Below are 17,762 nucleotides of genomic sequence, written 5' to 3'. Positions count from 1 at the left end.
ACAATCGCGGACGGCCCGGTCGGGGCGCTGCTCGGCGGCCTGATGTGGCTGCTCTTCTCCCCGGTCACGGGCCGCCCTGGCGGGCATGTGACCGAGGGCCACCCTCCCGCTCGGCCCCGGCGTGGGCCACCCCGCACCCGGTTGACGGACGTTTGGGCCGCCGACTGGGGGTACAGATTTCCAGACGGCCCACCGCGTCACGCGCGCTGCAACCCCCATTGGACACGGGTCGAGGAAGGATGATGTTCGATGCCCACGAAGAGCAGCTCGGGGCGCGGCAGCGGCTCGACCGCGACCGCGAACCCGCCGGGCAATCAGACCCCGAACACCCCCGACATCAACGAGAGCGAGATCGCCCGGCTGAAGGTCGACCAACTCCGCGACCGGCTGCGCCGGCGCGGCGTCACCGGCACCGCCGACCTGCGCAAGGACGACCTGGTCAAGGCCCTGGTGAAGGCCATGCGGGACGGCGCCAAGAAGAGCACGTCCGCCCGGGCCGGCTCGTCCTCCCGCCGCGGCTCCTCGTCCGCCAAGAAGAGCACCTCGTCGGCGGCGAACCCGCCCGGCAACCAGACTCCGAACACCCCCGACATCAACGAGAGCGAGATCGCCCGGCTGAAGGTCGACGAGCTGCGCAGCCGGCTGCGCGGCCGGGGAGTCACCGGCACCTCCGCCATGCAGAAGGCCGACCTGGTGCGGGCGCTGGTCAAGAGCCTGCGCGACGACTCCGACGGCTCGACCCGCTCCTCCTCTGGCGGCGGCGGTGTTCGCAAGGGACCGCAGAACTCGAAGTCGATCAAGTACGCCCAGGAGGTCACCTCCGTCGACGACGAGCCGGAGCGGCCCGGCCGCAGCCTGGTCACCACCGACCACGAGGTGATCCGGCGGTGGGCGGAGGCCCGCAAGGGCGTACCGACCACCGTGGACGGTACCGAGCACGACGGGCACGCCGGGGTGTTGCGCTTCGACTTCCCGAGCAACGGCCGCGAGCAGCGGCTGCGGGAGATCAGCTGGGAGGACTGGTTCCGCACCTTCGACGAGCGCCGGCTGAACTTCATCTACCAGGAGGAACGCTCCGACGGGAAGCAGAGCAACTTCTTCCGGCTGGAGAGCCCGAACCGCGAGGACGGCTGATCCCCCACGGAACTCCGGAGGCCCGGGTCGGCGCGTCGACCCGGGCCTCCGGCATTTCGGCCGAATCGGCACCGGTCTGGTTAGCCCGGATCTGCCGGGGTACCGATTTCAGTACCGACGACTGAACGACAAGGAGTGCTCATGACCACGAAGGTCGAGAAGTCCATCGAAGTCGACGTACCGGTCAGCACCGCGTACAACCAGTGGACGCAGTTCGAGGAGTTCCCCCGATTCATGGGCGGCGTGCAGGAGGTGCGCCAGCTCGACGACCGGCGGATCCACTGGGTCGCCGAGATCGCGGGCGTGAAGCGCGAGTGGGACGCCAAGGTCCTGGAGCAGGTGCCGGACCGCAAGGTCGCCTGGGCCGCCACCAGCGGCGCCACCAACGCCGGCGCCGTCTACTTCCAGCCGATCGGCACCGGCCGCACCCAGGTCCGGCTCTCCCTCGAGTACGAGCCGGAGGGGCTGGTCGAGAAGGCCGGCGACAAGCTGCACATCGTCGAGAAGCGGGCCGAGGCCGACCTGGAGGAGTTCAAGAACTACATCGAGAACCGGGGCGCGGAGACGGGCGCCTGGCGCGGCGCCATCGACGAGGGCCGTACCCTCGGCACCCCCGGCGTGGAGCACGCCGCGTCCTCGCTCGGCGACGACGGCAAGGCCGGCGTCTCGGCCAAGGCGGTCGCGGCGGGTGCCGTGGCTGCGGGCGCGGCCGCGGCCGGGGCCGCCGCGGCGGCCAAGCACCGCACGGACACCGACGAGAACCCCATCCCGGAGATGGAGACCGAGTACGTGGTGACCGAGGTCCCCGTGCAGCGGAGCGATGCCTTCCCGCCCGACCCGCGCCGCACCCTGTAGGCCTTTCACCTCCCTGCCGGAGCGAGCCCGGTGGGCCGGCCCCCGCGCCGTGCCCGCCGGGCTCGCTTCGCGTCGGCGCGTATCCTTGCCGCCCGTGACCGACCTCGGACGACGCACACCGGAGATCACCGTCGCCACCCCGGCGGACCGAGGGCGGGTCGTCGACTCGCTGGTCGCCGCCTTCGCGGCCGACCCCGTCCTGACGCACCTCTTCCCCGACCCGGCCGGCTACCCCCGGTACGCCGCCGCCTTCTTCGGGCACCTCTTCGACAAGCGGGTCCACCGGGGCAGCATCTGGACGATCGACCGGGGAGCCTCGGTGGCGATCTGGGAACCGCCTGCCGGCGGGGAGGCCGGACCGGCCGACCCGCTCGCCGCCCAGCTGCCCGCCGACGCGCTGGCCCGGGTCCGCGCCTACGACGAGGCCGTGCACGCCGCGCTGCCGACCGGTCCGTTCTGGTACCTGGGCGTGCTCGGCACCCACCCCGACCGCGCTGGGCGGCGCTGGGGCCACGCCGTCATGCGGGCCGGGCTGCGCCGGGCGGCGGCGGACGGGCTGCCGGCGGTGCTGGAGACCAGCAACCCGGCCAACGTCGAGGTCTACCGCCGGGCGGGCTGGCAGGTGGTACGCCAGGTCGCCGAACCGCTGCCGACCTGGATCATGCAGCAGCCGCCGCGGTGAATCCCCACCGAGCGACTCCCCGGATCGTGCCGGAAGAGGATCTTGCCGGCTACACCGTCGGCCAGTTCCTGGAGGTCATGAAGGCCCTCACGGTGATCCTGACCCTGCCCCAGTCGGCCGCGGATCACGTCGACGCACTCGTCGTCGCCACCGGCCAGGGCGAGGAATGGCGCCTCACCCATGCGATCCGGAGCTGGGAGGCGAATCCGCAGCTCCGCCACCTTTTTGTGGCGAACGGGAACCCGGCTGAGGCGACCTACGTCGAGGTCACGCTCGACTACCTGCGGAGCCTGGGCCTTCGTCGCGTCGAGGGGGTCCACCTCCAGGCCGAGCCGGCCCCCAACACCGGCCGGCAGGCCGACTGGATCGTCAGCCAGGTCCAGGCCCGCGGCATCACCAGCCTCGCGCTCACCGTCTCCCCCTACCACCTGGCCCGCGTCTATCTCACGGTCCTCAAGGCACTCGGCAGGAGCGGCCTTCGCCTCCCCGTCATCCCGCTCCCCGTGGCCGTTTCTCCGGGAACACCCGTCCCGGAGACCGGAGCGACCGCCTACGACCTCGTGCCCGGGGAAGTCAAACGCATCCTCGACTACATGCGCGAAGGATGGGTCGCCACGCCGGCGGAACTACAGGAGTACCTGGAGTGGCTGTGGAGCCGGCACGAGGCTCTCCTCGTCAGATCGCCGTCCCGGGGGGAGACTTGAGGAGCGCCGCCGCCTCGGCCAGGTAGCCGCCACGACCCGAACGCAGAGCGGCAGCCGCCATGCGGACCAGATCGATGTTGACGCCGGCAGCGCCGCTCGGGTCATGCACCTTCAGCTTCACGTCCAGGCTCACCGCTGTCTCACCCCAGCCCTGCGCCTCGATGTTGAGGTGGGCGATCTTCTGGGACTGCAGATGCGGAAGATATCCGAGCGGAGCCATCTGAACCTTGTCGTGGGACCCCAGGGCGTTCAACTTGGACTGCTTCTTCGTGTTGGAGTTCTCGACCAGGTTGCGGAAGTCTTCGGTGCCCCCGAGGTTGACCTGGTAGGAGCTGACCAGGGTGAGACCGCGCTCCTGGAGCAGCCGCAGCAGTGCATGATGCACCACCGAGGCGCCGAACTGGCTGGCCAGGTCATCGCCGAGCAACGGCAGGCCCGCGGCCTCGAATCGCTCGAGCCACAACGGCTCCCTAGCGATCGCGTCCGACGTGGTGTTGACGAACGCCACCCCCGCCAGGAGCGCCGCCTCGGCGTAGGCTCGGGCCGTTTCCGGCCGGCCGCTCGGCGCGGAGTAGAGCAGCACCTCGGCGCCCTTCAGCGCTTCCGCCACCCGCTCGATCTCCGCCGAGTCCACGAGACCACGCTGCACCGTCACACCCGATGGCGGCAGCTCCGCGTCGAGTCGGGGAAAGTTGTTCGGCGGCTCGAAAATCGCCTCGTGCAGGTCCTTGCCCACCTTGCCGTCGCTGAGGGCGAAGGCCGCCACGACGTCGACGTCGCCGACGCCCAGCCCCGCGATCTCCGGCCGGTGGACGCCCACCAGGCTGCCGGTGCTGCGATGGAGGGCAATCCCCTGCACCAACGCTGAGGTGTTGTTGCCCACGCCGACGACCGCGACCTTCACCCTGTCGATCATGGTGCGAGGGTACCGGCGAACGCCGCTCGTCCTGATCTGGCGGCATCGGCTGATGGTCCCTTTCCCGCCACAAGACCAGCCATCGCCCCGGCAATCCTGAAACGGATCTCCTACTGCAGTACTTGGGCGGCTGGTCTCTAGGACGCCTGGCGGATGGACATGTCGGCCAGCCAGACGTCGGCCAGGTCGCCGAGGGGGACGTCGAGGGCCTGGCTCAGGCACACCACGGTGCCGAACGCCGGTGCGGGAAGACGACCCGCCTCGATCTTGCGCAGCGTCTCGGGGGAGATGCCGGCCGCCAGGGCCACCTCGACGAGGCTGCGGCCGGCGCGCGCGGCCCGGAGGGCGGCTCCGAGGCGCTGGCCCGCCGCGATCTGTTCGGCGGTGAGCGGTTGGCGAACCATGCCAGCAGGATATCCCTCCGGAGCGTCCCGGCCAGGCGTGGTATAAAAATCCCGGTATTAAAATACCGCATCCAGAGGGGGAGGCTGTCGTGATCGAGCTCAAGTCCGCCGAGGAGATCCGCCGGATGGCGGTGGCCGGCCAGTTCGTCGGCGACCTGCTCGCCGAGCTGAGCGGTGTGGCCGCAGTCGGCGTCAACCTGATGGACCTCGAACACCTTGCCCGCCGCCGGATCAAGGAACGCGGCGCCGAATCCTGCTACTGGGACTACGCCCCTTCGTTCGGCCGCGGCCCGTTCCACAACGTGCTGTGCCTGTCGGTCAACGACGCGGTGCTGCACGGCCTGCCGCACGACTACGTTCTGCGGGACGGTGACCTGCTCAGCATCGACATGGCGGCCGGCATCGACGGCTGGGTCGCCGACTCCGCGCTCTCCGTCATCGTCGGCACCCCCGACCCGGCCGACCTGAAGCTGATCGAGGCCACCGAGGTCGCACTGGAAGCCGGCATCACCGCCGCCCAGCCCGGCGGCCGCCTCGGCGACATCTCCGCCGCGATCGGCGAAGTCGCCCACTCCTACCGCTACGGCGTCAACGGCGAGTTCGGCGGCCACGGCATCGGCCGCACCATGCACGAGGACCCGCACGTCCCCAACAACGGCCGCGCCCGCCGCGGTCTGAAACTCGAGCCCGGCCTCACCATCGCCATCGAGCCCTGGTTCTGCCGCTCCACCGACAAGATCAGGTTCGACGACGACGGCTGGACCATCCGCTCCGCCGACGGCTCCCGCACCGCCCACTCCGAACACACAGTCGCCATCACGGATTCCGGGCCTCAGGTCCTGACCCGCCGCCCCACTGACGGCGCCACCTCGGCCGATCCGACCAGGAAGCCCGCCACAGCCTCCTGATTCGCTCCCCCTTGGGGCGTGACTCAGGGCGTTCCGGGATGGGACCTGCCGCAGCTTCCGTGGGCCCAGGGGGTGTCGCCGCGGAAACGACCTGCTGCACATCGTCGGCGAAGCTAGCCGAGTCCAGGACGACGATGGCGATGCCGGCGAATGCCCTCTCAGCTGCCCTGAGGTCCCGATAGCGGATGCCTCCGTCCTGATGATCGGCACTATCGTGATCGCGTGACGATGGTGCGGCAACGGCAGGACTACTTCGATGCTCTCGGCTGGGTAACCCAGCTGATGACACAGGTGCGGAGTGAGCACCTCGAAGCCCGCACTCCCTGCGTAGATTTCGATGTTCGAGGGCTGCTGGGTCACCTCATCGGCACCGCACACCGTGGACTCGGCACCGCCCGGGGCATCCCGACACGGGGCATCCCGCACGTGATCACCAGCGTTCCAGATGCGGAACTCGCCTCCACGTATGCAACGTTGGCGGCCTCGATCCGAGAGGCGTGGTCGCCGCTGGCGGCTTCTGACGGGGTCATCGCGCCTTGGGGGCCCTGTACGGCTGCGGAAGCGGCAGGCGGCTTTACGGTCGAGACGATCACGCATGGATGGGACTTGGCCGTGGCCAGCGGCCAGCCGAGCGATGCACCGAACGGCATTGCCGATCGCTGCCTCTCCTATGCTGCAGCCGCCATCCCCGACCGGCTCCGAGGAGTCATGTACGACGCGCCCGTTGTCGGGGCGAAGCCCTCATCCACGACGGAGCAACTCGCGCGCCTTCTCGGTCACAAGAGAGAGCCTCGATGACATTCGAGGAGGCATCTGCCGATGACCATTGCTCACCGAGATCAGGTGCGCGGAATTGCCGCAGACCGCGCGTCACGCACGGCAAGCAGCGGGCGTCGGCTGTCTCGGGCGGTGGTCGCTGGTTGCTCTGGTGTCAGCAGCGGTGGCGTGGAGGCGATCGGAGGGGTCAACACCAAGACCAGTTGGTGAAGCGTCAGATGTCCAGACGTGTCGGTTTCCCGCTCCTATGACACCGCATGCTGCTCGGCCGAGGTTGCCCTCCGTCACCGCCGAGAGTGAGGCAGCCGAAAGTTGAGAAGGAGCCGTTCACGAGACGGTCCCCTTCTCGGAGCCCTTGGAGTTCAGGAAGAGTTCGAGGGCCTCGACGACGAGTCGGTGGTCGTCGAGTTGGGGCAGTCCTGAGACGGTGACGGTGCCGACTGGGCCGGTGTCCCTGAGGATGATCGGGAAGCTGCCGCCGTGCGCGGCGTACAGGGCCGGTTCGAGTTGGGATTGTTCCTCGAAGGTGGTGCCGCGGTCGCGGTAGGTCTGGCCCACGAGGTAGGAGCTGTGTCCGAACCGGCGGACGACGCGGATCTTGCGTTCGATCCAGTCGTCGTTGTCGGCGGAGGTGCCGTGCAGTGCGTAGTGGAAGAGTTGGTGGTCGCCGAGGCGGATGTCGACGGTGACAGCGTGGCCGCGCTCTCTGGCCAGGCCGACCAGGAGAGTTCCCAGGGCCCAGGCGTCGTCATGGTCAAAGCGGTCGAACTGGAGGCGTTCTTCCTGCTCCTGAAGCTCCGGCGTCACGGCGTACCGTTCCCTTCCTCGATCGTCAGAACGATCTAAGCAGAGGAAGAACTGGCGAGCGGAACGTTCATCGTGCCGTACGTCCATCAGCAGATCGGGGTCATGCCGGCATCCGCTTCTGCCGCAGGTCGTGCGTAGGCGGCTCGACGCAGGTAACGGACATCCGAAACTGCCGAATTGAGTGCACTCGACCATCCGGGCGAGAGCGCGCCTGCACCGTCACCATCGCCGCCGTCACTCAACGCATCCCCGTCACCCGACTCGGCGACTGACTGCTCAGCCGGCTGGGGGCCTTCGCAGCAGTGGTCGTGGTGGTCGGGTACGCTGTCCGGCAAGTGCCAGCCCTCGGGTGGCTTCTGACCCTCTGGTCAATGCTTTGCGGCGAAGTCCGGTGCCGACGACCGGACGAGCCATTTATACAGAAGACCAGACGGAACACGAGTGAATAACAGCGGTACCTACACAGCGCGTGGTCAGAGCAACACAAGGCTTCTGCCCAGTCGGAGCAGGACGTCAGCTAACAGGCCATTAGTGGCCGAGCTGAGTCCTGCGCGGCTCCAGCTCGGCCAGAGCTAGGAGAACGCTGTGGAACTCGGACTCATTCAGAACCTGTCGCCGCGGACTGCCCTCATCATCGTCGGCGTACCCGTGGCCGGAGCTGTGGCCGGACTGGCCATCTTTGCCGTCGTCCTTCAAAGCTCTGAGTCGGAGCATCGGGCGGACATGATCAGGGCGGCGGCCGACGCCTTCCGCCCCCGTCGGTAAACAGCCGACGTGCATTACATGTAGCGGGGTGCGGTCACTCTCAGTTACCTGCACCCCGCCGCATAGCCAGAGGCGCCACGATTGTGCACAGGCCGCAAGATCCTCCGCAGGATAGCGCGGTTATGCGTCTCGGCGCACTGATCTGCCGATGCGGGCATACTCGATCATGCCCACACGATGCAGATGACGAACGCTCGCGTCGCAGCCATCTGCTACGCCGAATCGTTTGCACGTTGAAGCACTACTTTGCCACCAACGAAGACCAAGCTTGCGGCGACGAGGCCACCGACCCCCATCAACGCCTTGTTGAACAACCCATCTAGGAACTGCTTGTTTTCGGTGTCCTTTTCAAACTCTTTCTCGCCGGTTTCCATGAGCTGTTCAATGAGGATCCTCCGGTCTTCCGCGCTCAGATCTTCCCGTTCAAGCTCGTCCTGGAGCATCTTTCTGATGTCTTGATACGCAGTGTGAACGTGTGTTTGACTCTGCGCATTGGACGCAAGTGTTGATTCATGCTCTTTCTCAATGACACTCAACGCACCGAGCGCAAGTTCTTTAAACTTGGGAAACTGCTCGATGATCTTTATGCTCACCTCCTTGCTCATGTCGGGCATCATGGCTGCAAATTTGATGACTTTATCCTTCGAGAGATTCCGCCAAGAATCAATATCAAGCGCCTTCTTGACCTCATCTTCACTATTCAAGCTCATGTAGATCCTCCATCCATCAGCAAATATTGCCAACTTGCGCCAAATGTCCGGCATTCACCATTCGGGCAGGGTGCCGGGATTTAAAGATTTCGACGTTCAGCCACTAGGCCTGGAAGAGACGGGTGGAACAGTCCTGCGACCGGGACCTCGTCGACCTGGGCTTGTTGTTCAACATCAAATCCGGCCTGCCTTGCGCCAAGGCGCCGAAGACCTGTGTCTTGCATTCCAGACGGCCAGCGGTGATCCATGTGCGCGACCGGATGATCATGCTGATACTCCATCATGTCCGGTTGCTTGATGGAAACGACCGATCGGTCAGATCCGCGGTGGCGGAGGGGTGTCCGGGTACATGGATCTGCCGCGATCCGCGCGTGACGTGGGTTTCGTGGACGTTGAAACCGTTGTCGCCGGTGTTGATTCGGGCGGCTCGCAATGGGCGACCGATCAACGCGTCGGCGCGAGCTCCAGCCGCACTTGGCGCCGCGGCCGGTCCACCTCGGCGATCGTGACGGTGACCATCTCTCCCGCCACTGGCTCCCGGGTCAGAACTGACTCGTGGAGCAGTCCCGCGATGCCCGGCGCGACGCGGACGAAGACACCGAACGGCACCACCTTGACGACCGGCCCGGACAACACCTCACCGACCCGGCCCGCGAACTGAACCAGTGGATCCTCCTGCAACGCCTTCAGCGAAAGCTGCACCTGTCCACGGATGGCGCCGAAGTCGAGCACCTCGGCGGAGACCTGCTGGCCAGCCTGCACCACGTCGGCTGGGTCGCAGAAGTACTCCCAGGTCAGCTCCGGAATCCGAATGAACCCAGTGCCGGGCGAGCCGGCCCGGTCCCCTTCGAGACGCACGAAGACGCCGAAGTTGTGGATCTCTGAGATGATCCCACCCAGCACCGCGCCGCGCTTCGGCTGACCTCCAGACATGCCAGATCTGTATAGCCGACGGAGCGACTTGCGGCTCCTGAACAGGCGAACGCTGGGGCCCCACGTGCACGCCGGGTCGCCGTAGTCTCCGTGCATGCTCCGGGTCTCTCCGCAGGATGGCACAGCGTGGCTTGCGAGGTGCGGTCGTGGAGGCCACTGGCGATGACTGCTTCACCTCCCTCTCCGCCCGATCACGAGTGGGCAGGACCGAAGCAGCGGCCGCCGGCGCCGGCTGAACTGCCGGCACGCCTGGGGTTGGTCAGACCCGGGCACATCGCCGCCGGCATCGGCATAGCCCTCGCCGGCCACCTGCCCGCGAGCGGCCTTTGGCTTTCCTCGTACTACACGTTCGTCCACGACGCCAGCCCGGACTCGCTGTTCATGGTGGATTGCCTGGTCGTACTCCTCCAGCTAGCAATGTTCGCCAGCTGCGCGGTGCCGGGCAGTGTGCTGGTCTTACGCGGCGACCGCGGCCTCGGCCTGGGCCTGCTCTTCGGTTGGGTCACAGGCATCATCGCGCTCGTGGTGGGCACCGCCCTCATCCAGTGATGAATTGCCTCGGCGATCTCAGGGGGCGGTCCAGTAGGAGGCGAACCGCCGGCCTACCGACCAGCTAGTCGAGCGTGTAGAAGACGGTCACGCAAGGCCACTCACCGTATTCGTTGACCTCGTCGTTGCTGTACATCAGACCCGCTACGTCGACCGTGCCGTGCTCGGCGAGGTCTTCGATTGATTTCGCCACGTGCCGCAGCAGGGCAGGAACGTCATCCTGCCCCTCACCCAGTGGCAGACCGATCGAATAGTAGAAGCAGGACGAATCCCTCGGCGAACCCCCACCGTCATCGACGCTCACGCCGTCCTCCTCGTCATACATCTGCAAGATCCGGGTTGGAGAAGCAGACGACGATACACAGGATGAACAGCTTCGACCGTGGCCACTTGGCACCGCCCCACGGCAGACACTTCGCTTGACGTGGATTCCATGCAACGGCGACAGCCGCCGGCACCCACGAACCGCCGGCGTCCCGCCGAGTCTCTAAGCGCGATGGCAAGCAAAAGGCCCCGGTCATGATCGGCGATCAGGCCGATGACCTGGGCCTTTCTATGGAGCCGCCTGACGGAACCGAACCGTCGACCTACGCATTACGAGATCAAGTTGCCAACCTCGGTCTACCTGCCCGGACCGTGGCTGGCCTGCGGAAATCCCTCTCGGCATCTCTCAGGGCCGGTGGTCGCGGTACGGCCTCTTGAGGACTAGATAAGGACTGATGCAGTGGACCGATGACCGGTGGCGAGTCAACCAGGTTGCGCACTTGTCCTACCCTGGCGTCTCGCCAAGTAGCAGAAGGTGCGACGTGCAGTGAAGGTTGACCCTGAAACTCTCAGCGATCCAGACTTCTGGAAGGGGGTCTGGAGTTGGCTGGCTCACAGCGACCGACTGTCCACCCTCGTTGCCGGGATGGCGTTAGTTGTTGCCGTTTGGTCCGTGGTGATTTCGAAGCGTGGAACACGGGCTGCCGAGCGCAGCGCTCATGCTGCAGAGGGCCAGGCTGAAGCCGCCATGCAGCAGGCTCAGGACGCCTCGGCGCAGGTTTCCGTTGCGAGCGTTACCGCTGAAGTGGAAGCCCTAGCAGCAGCGCGGAGCAGGATTGACGAGGCAGCACCCTCGATTGTGGTAGCTATAACTGAGGTCGTAGGACATCCACAGGTTTCGGAAAGTTCATTCAGCGTCCCAGTTCCCCACCCAACAGTAGCGCCCTCTCGCGAGGACATTATTGTTCCCTGGGCTGAGTGGCACTCGGACGTCTATTTCGTGATCTCCGGGACCTTGTATAACGACGGCGAATCGAGTGCTCGCGTCTACTGCAACGGTCCGAAGTTCCACGAAGGAAAGCACCCCTTAACCGGCGAGCCGCTAGGGGAGCCTCCCGTGTGTGACCCCGCTAACGATGCGCGCATTCTCTATCCGGGCCAGTTCGCGCTCTTTCAGTTATACGCTCGTCGGCAAATTTGGGATTGCCTGGATGCCATGGATGCCGAGCCGCCAAGGAGACCCCACTTTCAGACTAAGGATTCGTTTATGTTCCGGCCCGGAAGCACAGACGATCCGATGACTTCCACGACAATAGAGGTCGAAGCCGAGCCGGTTGTTCGCGTCAAATCCGAAGCCGACGATCTAAAGGTGGGAGACCTGAAGGTGCGCGTGAAAGCTGGCTGCTATACGCATGTAGCGTTAGAGCACTTCAGGGACTACCCTGACAGCCTCAATTACGTTCACGCAACACTGCGGAACGATGAGGAAGAGCTACAGAACCTATACATGCGAAAGCTCATGCTGAGGGCGTACCGGCGCGAGCGAGACAGGGAGCAGAGCGAAACGAAGCCGGTGGAGGAGCTGTAGTCCAGCTGGCCCGACTGACCTTCTGATCCGTAGATTCCCAAGACCACACCGCAGCCGTTCGGCAACGTCCGCCTCGCCCTGGTCGCCGCGCCCTCGGCAACTGGATCGGTCCGGGCTCGTCCGGCTCCGTTCGCCCCGGTGGCTCCCGGCCATGGCTCCCACCGTCAGGTAGCCCACCAGCGGCAGGGTGTCCGTCGCAGTTGCTTTACAGGCCGTCGCTTACCAGTCACTATCATCTCGCACCTACTGACCCAGGTCCCCGCCGTCCATAACCCTTCACCAACGCCTTCGGTTCTGTCATGGACTGACGGCTTCTGGAGGTAGAGCATGTTCTTCAAAGCCGTCGTTACAGTGCTGATGATTATTGCGGGGTTGACTGCCATAATCTGGGTGGCCAACTGGCCCTTCAACACCCCCTGGGAGAAGGACCTCACCGCCGAGCAACGTCGTATTCAAGCCGCACACAATCGGCGTCATCATCGGGGTGTGGCGCGCATTTTGCTGCCTGGACTTGCCGTCATTTTCGGAATTACATCGGTGGAAATTTTGTCAGGCCCGAAAAGTGATCCGTTCGCAGCGGTAGTCATGGCCGTCTGTTCGGTTGTGTGCGTCGGCGTGTTCGGCGCTCTGATCAAGAGGGGGCGCAGGCGGCGCACCTCGACACGGCGATGAGCTCTCTGGACGGGACAAGGCGGGGCGCCCTCGCAAAGGGCACGGCGACCGAGGGATTATGAGATCAAACTGCCCGTCCCGCCCACCTGGGCACCTGGGGGCCTAGCAGCGGAAAGGCCTTCCGACATCTCTCACCGCTCCCCCATCTTCCGTGGACCTCTTGCGGACTGGATGCGGACCGTCGCCTGGTCGCGGCGGCCGGGAGCGTCAGACCCGAAAATGGGCTCCCCAGCCGACGGCCAGAGTGACAAACTGCAGGTAACAGCTATGGCCCGCCGTGCTCCCACCCCGCGCCACGGCTTTGATTACGGGCCTCGGGGCGGTTGGCGTGTCCATTTTCCCGCATGTGCGGCGCCCCGAAGGGACCCAGGAACAGCTTGGGAATTGCCGGTCGCCGGCAGGTCACGGGCTTGACGGCCTAATCCCGACAGTCTCGCGTGGCCTCGGCTGGCCCCTGATGTCCTCGCCCAATGGCACGCTAATGGCACGGTTGACGAGACAAGTCATGATCGACGCGTGGACGTTGCAGCGAGAGCCGATGCCCAGCCGTTCGAGCTGGTGGTCATCGTCTTCGGCCTCATCTCCATTGGCCAAGGCTACGTGTACCGGCGGCGTCGATCCCGAGGAAAGGGACCCCTCCTTCCTGCCTGGGTCCCGGGCGGCTGGTGGCCTCGCCATCCAACGGCAACTATTCGCGCCGGCTGGGCAACGACTGGCGCCGGCAATGGCCTGCTGCTTCTCGCGCTCTACCGGCAGTTATTGGCGTAGTTGGAGCTGGGCCCTCACCGCCAGTCTGGAAGAGCGTGCTCAAGCGGTCGTGATGCCCGAAACGCCTGCCGGCGGCAACCGGCTCAGTTGCGCCTCGCGCCCCCTCGTGCCCGTTGCGCGCCACGGCTACTGGCCCACGGATGGCCCATGCCCGCCTTCGGGCTTCCGGCCCTCAGCGTCGTCTTGGGAACCACCGGGAACCTTGGCGGCGTGAGTAGCTAGGGCCGCCACTCCTCGCGGTAGGCCGGGTGCTCGTCGTGCGACTGCGCGAGTACTCGGAGCGCGTACGCGAGACCGGCGAAACGCTGGTCAGCGGGGTCCATCGCCTCGTATTCCCGCGCCAGCATGTCCACCAGGTCCAGCATTGGCAGGTGACTGTCGAGGAGAGCTGCGCCCCCGAAGCGATGGGCCACCTCGGCGTAGGCGTGGCAGTCCACCTCGTAACGGGCATGAAGGAATCTCAGCAGATCATCCATCTGTGGATGCTCGCACACCGCCACCTGGGCCTCGAACGCCGCTCGCTAACTGCCATCCCGTCTGCCGCCGACCCACACTCCGTGGAGCGGGCCAGGGCCAGGGTGACAAGGTGGAGCGCCCTACCGGACGAACGACCTTGTCACCCTGGCCCTGGTCTGCTCGGCTTGCCTGGGTCGGTGGTGGGCGGGATGGAAGCTCCCCAACCACTCACTCACCGCAGCGGTACAGCCGCCATCCTGGAGTCGTCTGGCCCCCGCCGGAGGCATCGCTTGTATCGGCCGGCGCGCCGGCCGATGCCGGCGCTTGCGCCGCCAGCAGGCCGAGCGCGGCCGGCGCGGCCCGCTTGCGGGCCGCCTTGATCCTTAAGAGGTCAATTCGGCAGTGCTGGCGTCCGGATGGCTAGCCGACCGCAGGTGAGGCCGGGTGACCTCATCGCCCTGCGGGTCGTAGATCGTCAGCCCATACCGAACTGCAAGATCCACGACCAGCTGGAGAGCGGGAGTGCTGCGCTGCCCGAAGCTCATGCTCATGCTGACGTGATCGATACCGACGCCGAGCGGCATCGAAGTCCAGGGCGAGTCATCGCGGTACGGCGGGAAGTCGGGGTAGCGGCCGCGCAGACTCTCGTAGAAGCCGACGATGCGTTCGTCCAACTCGCCCTCGGGGTGCTGACCGCTCCAGCAGCGCTTCGCCATGGCGCGCACCGCGTCGTCACTCGCCGCCGTGTCGATGGCCAGCACGTCAAGGTCGAAACTCACTGGCACATGCTGCCGTCTGTTCGGTGACGACCTGGACGCGGTCGCCAACCGGCTGGACGAGGCGGTCGCTGCACGGGATACGGACTATTTGCGGACTGGCACCGCCGGCGGCGAGATTGTCGACCTTGGGAAACGGCGAAGCCCAGGCCGATGACCTGGGCTTCTGTACCGAGCCGCCTGACGGAATCGAACCGTCGACCTACGCATTACGAGTGCGTCGCTCTAGCCGACTGAGCTAAGGCGGCAACGATCGTCAAGTGTACGGCACACTTCCCCGGACGCCGAACGGGATCCCCTCACCTCCGATCCGGACAACCGGGAGTTTCGGTACGTCCGCGGGAGAGACTTCGCGGTCGGTCCGGACTACCCTGCGGCGGGTGAGCGACGATCACGTACCGCCGCAGCAGCCGATCCCGGAGGCGCAGCCCGGCGAGCGGGCCACCCGACGGCCGCACAGCCTTGACCCGCTGGAGCTGGGCTTCACCCCACGCAAGCCGGTCCCCTGGCTGGCGCCGCTGCTGCTGATCAGCACCGGCCTGCGGACCCTGCTGGCGATCCTGTTCGGGGCGTACCTGGACAAGCGCGAGCTACAGAACGCGTTCGGCGACGACACCTTCCGGCAGGTGGGGCCGGACGGCGGGCTGTGGCTGGACTACGTGGCCGACCTGGGCGACGGCTTCGACGCCACGTACTCGGTGGCGTACCTGCTCGCCCAGCCGGAGCTGGAGGTGGACGGGCACCGGCTGCCCCGGGCGCAGACCCTGGTGATGGGCGGTGACCAGGTCTACCCGTCGGCGGCCTACGAGGCGTACGAGGACCGGTGCAAGGGGCCGTACCAGGCGGCGCTGCCGATCGCGCCGCCGCAGCGGCCGACGCTCTTCGCGGTGCCAGGCAACCACGACTGGTACGACGGGTTGACCGCGTTCCTGCGGCTGTTCGTCCGGTCCCGGGACCGGCACTTCGCGGGCTGGGGCACCGGCCAGTCCCGCTCGTACTTCGCGGTGGAGTTGCCGGCCGACTGGTGGCTGCTCGGCCTCGACGACCAGTCCGGTTCGTACCTGGACGACCCGCAGCTCACCTACTTCGACGAGGTCGCCCGGAAGCTCACGCCGCGGTCGAAGGTGATTCTGGCGGTGCCGGCCCCGACCTGGGTCAAGGCCCACGACCATCCCACGGCCTACGACTCGATCGACTACTTCATCCGTACGATCGTCGCGCCCACCGGCGCGCAGGTGCGGCTGCTGGTCTCCGGCGACCTGCACCACTACGCCCGGTACACCGGTCCGGAGCGGCAGCTGATCACCTGCGGGGGCGGCGGCGCCTACCTCTACCCGACGCACCAGCTGCCCGAGCGGCTCGAGGTGCCGCCGCGGGACACCCTGGCCCGCCGGGCCAGCCGCACCCGCCAGTACGAGTTGGCCGCCCGCTATCCGGACAAGGCCCGCTCGCGGCGCTACGGCTGGGGGATCTTCGCCCGGCTGCCGTTCCGCAACCCGGGTTTCACCACCCTGCTGGGCACCCTGCACACGCTGCTGATGCTGGCCATGGCCGGGGTGGCGGCGAATCAGGTGGGCACCACCGAGCAGCGGCTGTTCAGCGTCCCACTGGTGATCATGCTGGTGGTGACCCTGCTGGGCGCGGCGTTCTTCGCCAAGCCGCCCAGCTCCGGCGGGAAGCGGCACGCCCGGCACTGGATCCTCGGCGTGACGCACGGGCTGGCCCACGTGGCGCTGGCCGCCGGCGGCACCTGGCTCTGGCTGCAGCTGCCGTTCTACGACTGGCCCTGGCCGCTGCCGGCGGTCGCCGCGGCGGTCCTGTACGGGCCGGTGAGCGGGCTGATCTCCAGCCAGCTGGTGGCGCTCTACCTGCTGGTGGCGGGGTCGTTCGGGGTGAACGTCAACGAGCTCTTCGCCGGCCAGGGCATCGAGGACTCGAAGTCGTTCCTCCGGCTCCGCATCGACCCGGACGGCACGCTGACCATCTACCCGATCGCCGTCGACAAGGTCCGCCACGCCTGGGAGCTCAACCCGGACCAGTCCCCCACGTCGAGCTGGCTCCTCCCCAAAACCCCGCTGACCCCCCGCCTGGCCGAGCCCCCCATCGTCCTCCGCTGACCCCGCAGTTGATCAAGAGGTTTGCGTAGGAGACAGACGATTCCTGACGCAAACCTCTTGATCAACAGCGCGAAAGGGGTCAGGAGTAGTGCTGGTCGTGGGCCTGGCGGGGGGCGCAGACCGAGGCGCGGCTGCACGAGCAGCGGGAGCCGTCGGCGTCGAGGCGGACGGTGACCGAGTCGCGGGGGACGCTGTGGCCGACCACCTTGCCCTCGCCCTCCGGGGTGGAGACGCGGCTGCCGATCGCCGGGGCGGACTCCTGGAACCGCTGGTAGAGGGGGTGCTCGTACTTCAGGCAGCACATCAACCGGCCGCACGCGCCGGAGATGCGCAGCGGGTTGAGCGGCAGGTCCTGGTCCTTGGCCATCCGGATGGTCACCGGCTCGAAGTCGGTGAGGAAGGTGGCGCAGCACAGGTCCCGCCCGCAGGAGCCGATCCCGCCCTGCACCCGCGCCGAGTCCCGCGCGGAGAGCTGCCGCAGCTCGACCCGGCAGTGCAGGGTTGCCCCCAGGTCGCGGACGAGGGAGCGGAAGTCGACCCGGTGCGGCGCGGTGAAGTAGACGGTGGTCCGGTCGCTGCCGGTCTCCGGGGTGGCGAAGACGTGGTCGATGGCGACCACCTTCATCGGCAGGCCGTGCTCGCGGATCAGCCGCTTGGCCGCCACCTTGGCGTCGGCCTTGCGCCGGCGCAGCAACTCGTCGCGGCGCAGGTCGTCCTCGCCGGCCAGGCCGGCGAGCCGGGGGAAGCCGCTGGTCTCCTCGCTGACCCACTGGGCCGCCCAGACGCACTCGGCCACCTCGGGTCCCTCGTCGGTGGGCACCAGCACCTTGTCGCCCACCTGCGGGCGCAGCTCACCGGGGTCGAGGTAGTAGAGGCGGCCGTACCGGTTGAAACTGACCGCGCAGAGCATGCCCATGCCCACCACCCTACGACCTCCGGACGGCTCCGGGTCCGCCGCCCGTCGCCGTCCGGTCACC

General features: G+C 66.9%; 18 protein-coding genes, 1 tRNA gene and 1 pseudogene. 10 read left to right on the top strand and 10 right to left on the bottom strand.

What is annotated here, in order from left to right; genetic code table 11:
• Positions 1 to 249: 249 nt before the first annotated feature.
• The 4 genes and pseudogenes from AB0F68_RS03340 to AB0F68_RS03325 all read left to right on the top strand — a co-directional run bounded on the left by AB0F68_RS03340 (position 250) and on the right by AB0F68_RS03325 (position 3,375).
• On the top strand, positions 250 to 1,134 hold the full coding sequence (locus tag AB0F68_RS03340) for a hypothetical protein (protein WP_357332625.1): 885 nt from the start codon (positions 250 to 252) through the stop codon (positions 1,132 to 1,134).
• A gap of 141 nt (positions 1,135 to 1,275) precedes the next feature.
• A pseudogene (locus AB0F68_RS03335) lies at positions 1,276 to 1,725 on the top strand (SRPBCC family protein); the annotation flags it as partial.
• 358 nt (positions 1,726 to 2,083) lie between these two features.
• A complete protein-coding gene (locus AB0F68_RS03330; protein WP_357332623.1) occupies positions 2,084 to 2,671 on the top strand; it encodes a GNAT family N-acetyltransferase in 588 nt (195 codons plus the stop codon).
• Positions 2,672 to 2,748: 77 nt separating this feature from the next.
• Positions 2,749 to 3,375 (top strand): hypothetical protein, encoded by a 627-nt coding sequence (locus tag AB0F68_RS03325; protein WP_357332887.1) that lies wholly within the window; start codon positions 2,749 to 2,751, stop codon positions 3,373 to 3,375.
• On the opposite strand, the gene AB0F68_RS03320 is transcribed toward AB0F68_RS03325, so the two are convergent.
• Complete coding sequence (locus AB0F68_RS03320) at positions 3,347 to 4,291, bottom strand: inositol-3-phosphate synthase (RefSeq protein WP_357332621.1); 945 nt, start codon at positions 4,289 to 4,291, stop codon at positions 3,347 to 3,349. The genes AB0F68_RS03325 and AB0F68_RS03320 overlap by 29 nt on opposite strands.
• A gap of 137 nt (positions 4,292 to 4,428) precedes the next feature.
• Positions 4,429 to 4,695, bottom strand: a complete 267-nt coding sequence (locus AB0F68_RS03315) for a helix-turn-helix transcriptional regulator (protein ID WP_357332619.1) — start codon at positions 4,693 to 4,695, stop codon at positions 4,429 to 4,431.
• Between the two features lie 89 nt (positions 4,696 to 4,784).
• On the opposite strand from AB0F68_RS03315, the gene map reads away from it, so the two are divergent.
• The gene (gene map, locus AB0F68_RS03310; protein WP_357332617.1) at positions 4,785 to 5,603 is read left to right on the top strand and encodes a type I methionyl aminopeptidase; all 819 of its coding nucleotides are present in this window, start codon (positions 4,785 to 4,787) and stop codon (positions 5,601 to 5,603) included.
• 228 nt (positions 5,604 to 5,831) lie between these two features.
• A complete protein-coding gene (locus AB0F68_RS03305) occupies positions 5,832 to 6,401 on the top strand; it encodes a TIGR03086 family metal-binding protein (RefSeq protein WP_357332886.1) in 570 nt (189 codons plus the stop codon).
• A gap of 306 nt (positions 6,402 to 6,707) precedes the next feature.
• Here the strand turns inward: AB0F68_RS03305 and AB0F68_RS03300 are convergent, their stop codons facing one another.
• From AB0F68_RS03300 to AB0F68_RS03290, 3 genes are all read right to left on the bottom strand, one after another.
• Positions 6,708 to 7,274, bottom strand: a complete 567-nt coding sequence (locus tag AB0F68_RS03300) for a heme-degrading domain-containing protein (protein WP_357332615.1) — start codon at positions 7,272 to 7,274, stop codon at positions 6,708 to 6,710.
• A gap of 890 nt (positions 7,275 to 8,164) precedes the next feature.
• Positions 8,165 to 8,662 carry a hypothetical protein gene (locus tag AB0F68_RS03295; RefSeq protein WP_357332613.1) on the bottom strand — a complete coding sequence of 166 codons (498 nt, stop codon included), beginning with the start codon at positions 8,660 to 8,662 and terminating at the stop codon, positions 8,165 to 8,167.
• 444 nt (positions 8,663 to 9,106) lie between these two features.
• Entirely contained in the window at positions 9,107 to 9,595 is a 489-nt protein-coding gene (locus tag AB0F68_RS03290; protein WP_357332885.1) for a S1 RNA-binding domain-containing protein, read from the bottom strand.
• A gap of 255 nt (positions 9,596 to 9,850) precedes the next feature.
• Here AB0F68_RS03290 and AB0F68_RS03285 point away from each other — a divergent pair, with 255 nt between their 5' ends.
• Positions 9,851 to 10,144 (top strand): hypothetical protein, encoded by a 294-nt coding sequence (locus AB0F68_RS03285; RefSeq protein WP_357332611.1) that lies wholly within the window; start codon positions 9,851 to 9,853, stop codon positions 10,142 to 10,144.
• A gap of 64 nt (positions 10,145 to 10,208) precedes the next feature.
• Here the strand turns inward: AB0F68_RS03285 and AB0F68_RS03280 are convergent, their stop codons facing one another.
• Positions 10,209 to 10,448: a hypothetical protein gene (locus AB0F68_RS03280; protein WP_357332609.1), complete on the bottom strand. Its 240-nt coding sequence runs from the start codon at positions 10,446 to 10,448 to the stop codon at positions 10,209 to 10,211.
• Positions 10,449 to 10,955: 507 nt separating this feature from the next.
• Here AB0F68_RS03280 and AB0F68_RS03275 point away from each other — a divergent pair.
• Both AB0F68_RS03275 and AB0F68_RS03270 read left to right on the top strand, forming a co-directional pair.
• Positions 10,956 to 11,996 carry a hypothetical protein gene (locus AB0F68_RS03275; RefSeq protein WP_357332607.1) on the top strand — a complete coding sequence of 347 codons (1,041 nt, stop codon included), beginning with the start codon at positions 10,956 to 10,958 and terminating at the stop codon, positions 11,994 to 11,996.
• A 327-nt stretch (positions 11,997 to 12,323) separates the two neighbouring features.
• Entirely contained in the window at positions 12,324 to 12,668 is a 345-nt protein-coding gene (locus AB0F68_RS03270) for a hypothetical protein (RefSeq protein WP_357332605.1), read from the top strand.
• A gap of 986 nt (positions 12,669 to 13,654) precedes the next feature.
• On the opposite strand, the gene AB0F68_RS03265 is transcribed toward AB0F68_RS03270, so the two are convergent.
• The 3 genes from AB0F68_RS03265 to AB0F68_RS03255 form a co-directional block, all read right to left on the bottom strand.
• A complete protein-coding gene (locus AB0F68_RS03265; RefSeq protein ID WP_357332603.1) occupies positions 13,655 to 13,912 on the bottom strand; it encodes a DUF6221 family protein in 258 nt (85 codons plus the stop codon).
• Between the two features lie 363 nt (positions 13,913 to 14,275).
• Positions 14,276 to 14,671, bottom strand: a complete 396-nt coding sequence (locus AB0F68_RS03260; protein WP_357332601.1) for a hypothetical protein — start codon at positions 14,669 to 14,671, stop codon at positions 14,276 to 14,278.
• 171 nt (positions 14,672 to 14,842) lie between these two features.
• A tRNA-Thr gene (locus AB0F68_RS03255) sits at positions 14,843 to 14,916 on the bottom strand.
• 132 nt (positions 14,917 to 15,048) lie between these two features.
• Between AB0F68_RS03255 and AB0F68_RS03250 the strand changes: the two genes are divergently transcribed.
• Positions 15,049 to 16,785 (top strand): metallophosphoesterase, encoded by a 1,737-nt coding sequence (locus tag AB0F68_RS03250; RefSeq protein ID WP_357332599.1) that lies wholly within the window; start codon positions 15,049 to 15,051, stop codon positions 16,783 to 16,785.
• Positions 16,786 to 16,864: 79 nt separating this feature from the next.
• Here the strand turns inward: AB0F68_RS03250 and ricT are convergent, their stop codons facing one another.
• Positions 16,865 to 17,701 (bottom strand): regulatory iron-sulfur-containing complex subunit RicT, encoded by an 837-nt coding sequence (gene ricT / locus AB0F68_RS03245; RefSeq protein WP_357332597.1) that lies wholly within the window; start codon positions 17,699 to 17,701, stop codon positions 16,865 to 16,867.
• Between the last annotated feature and the right edge of the window lie 61 nt (positions 17,702 to 17,762).

The sequence above is a fragment of the Micromonospora sp. NPDC023966 genome (assembly GCF_040639095.1).
In the GTDB taxonomy this organism is placed as follows: domain Bacteria; phylum Actinomycetota; class Actinomycetes; order Mycobacteriales; family Micromonosporaceae; genus Micromonospora.
This window is presented reverse-complemented; position numbering and strand designations above follow the sequence as displayed.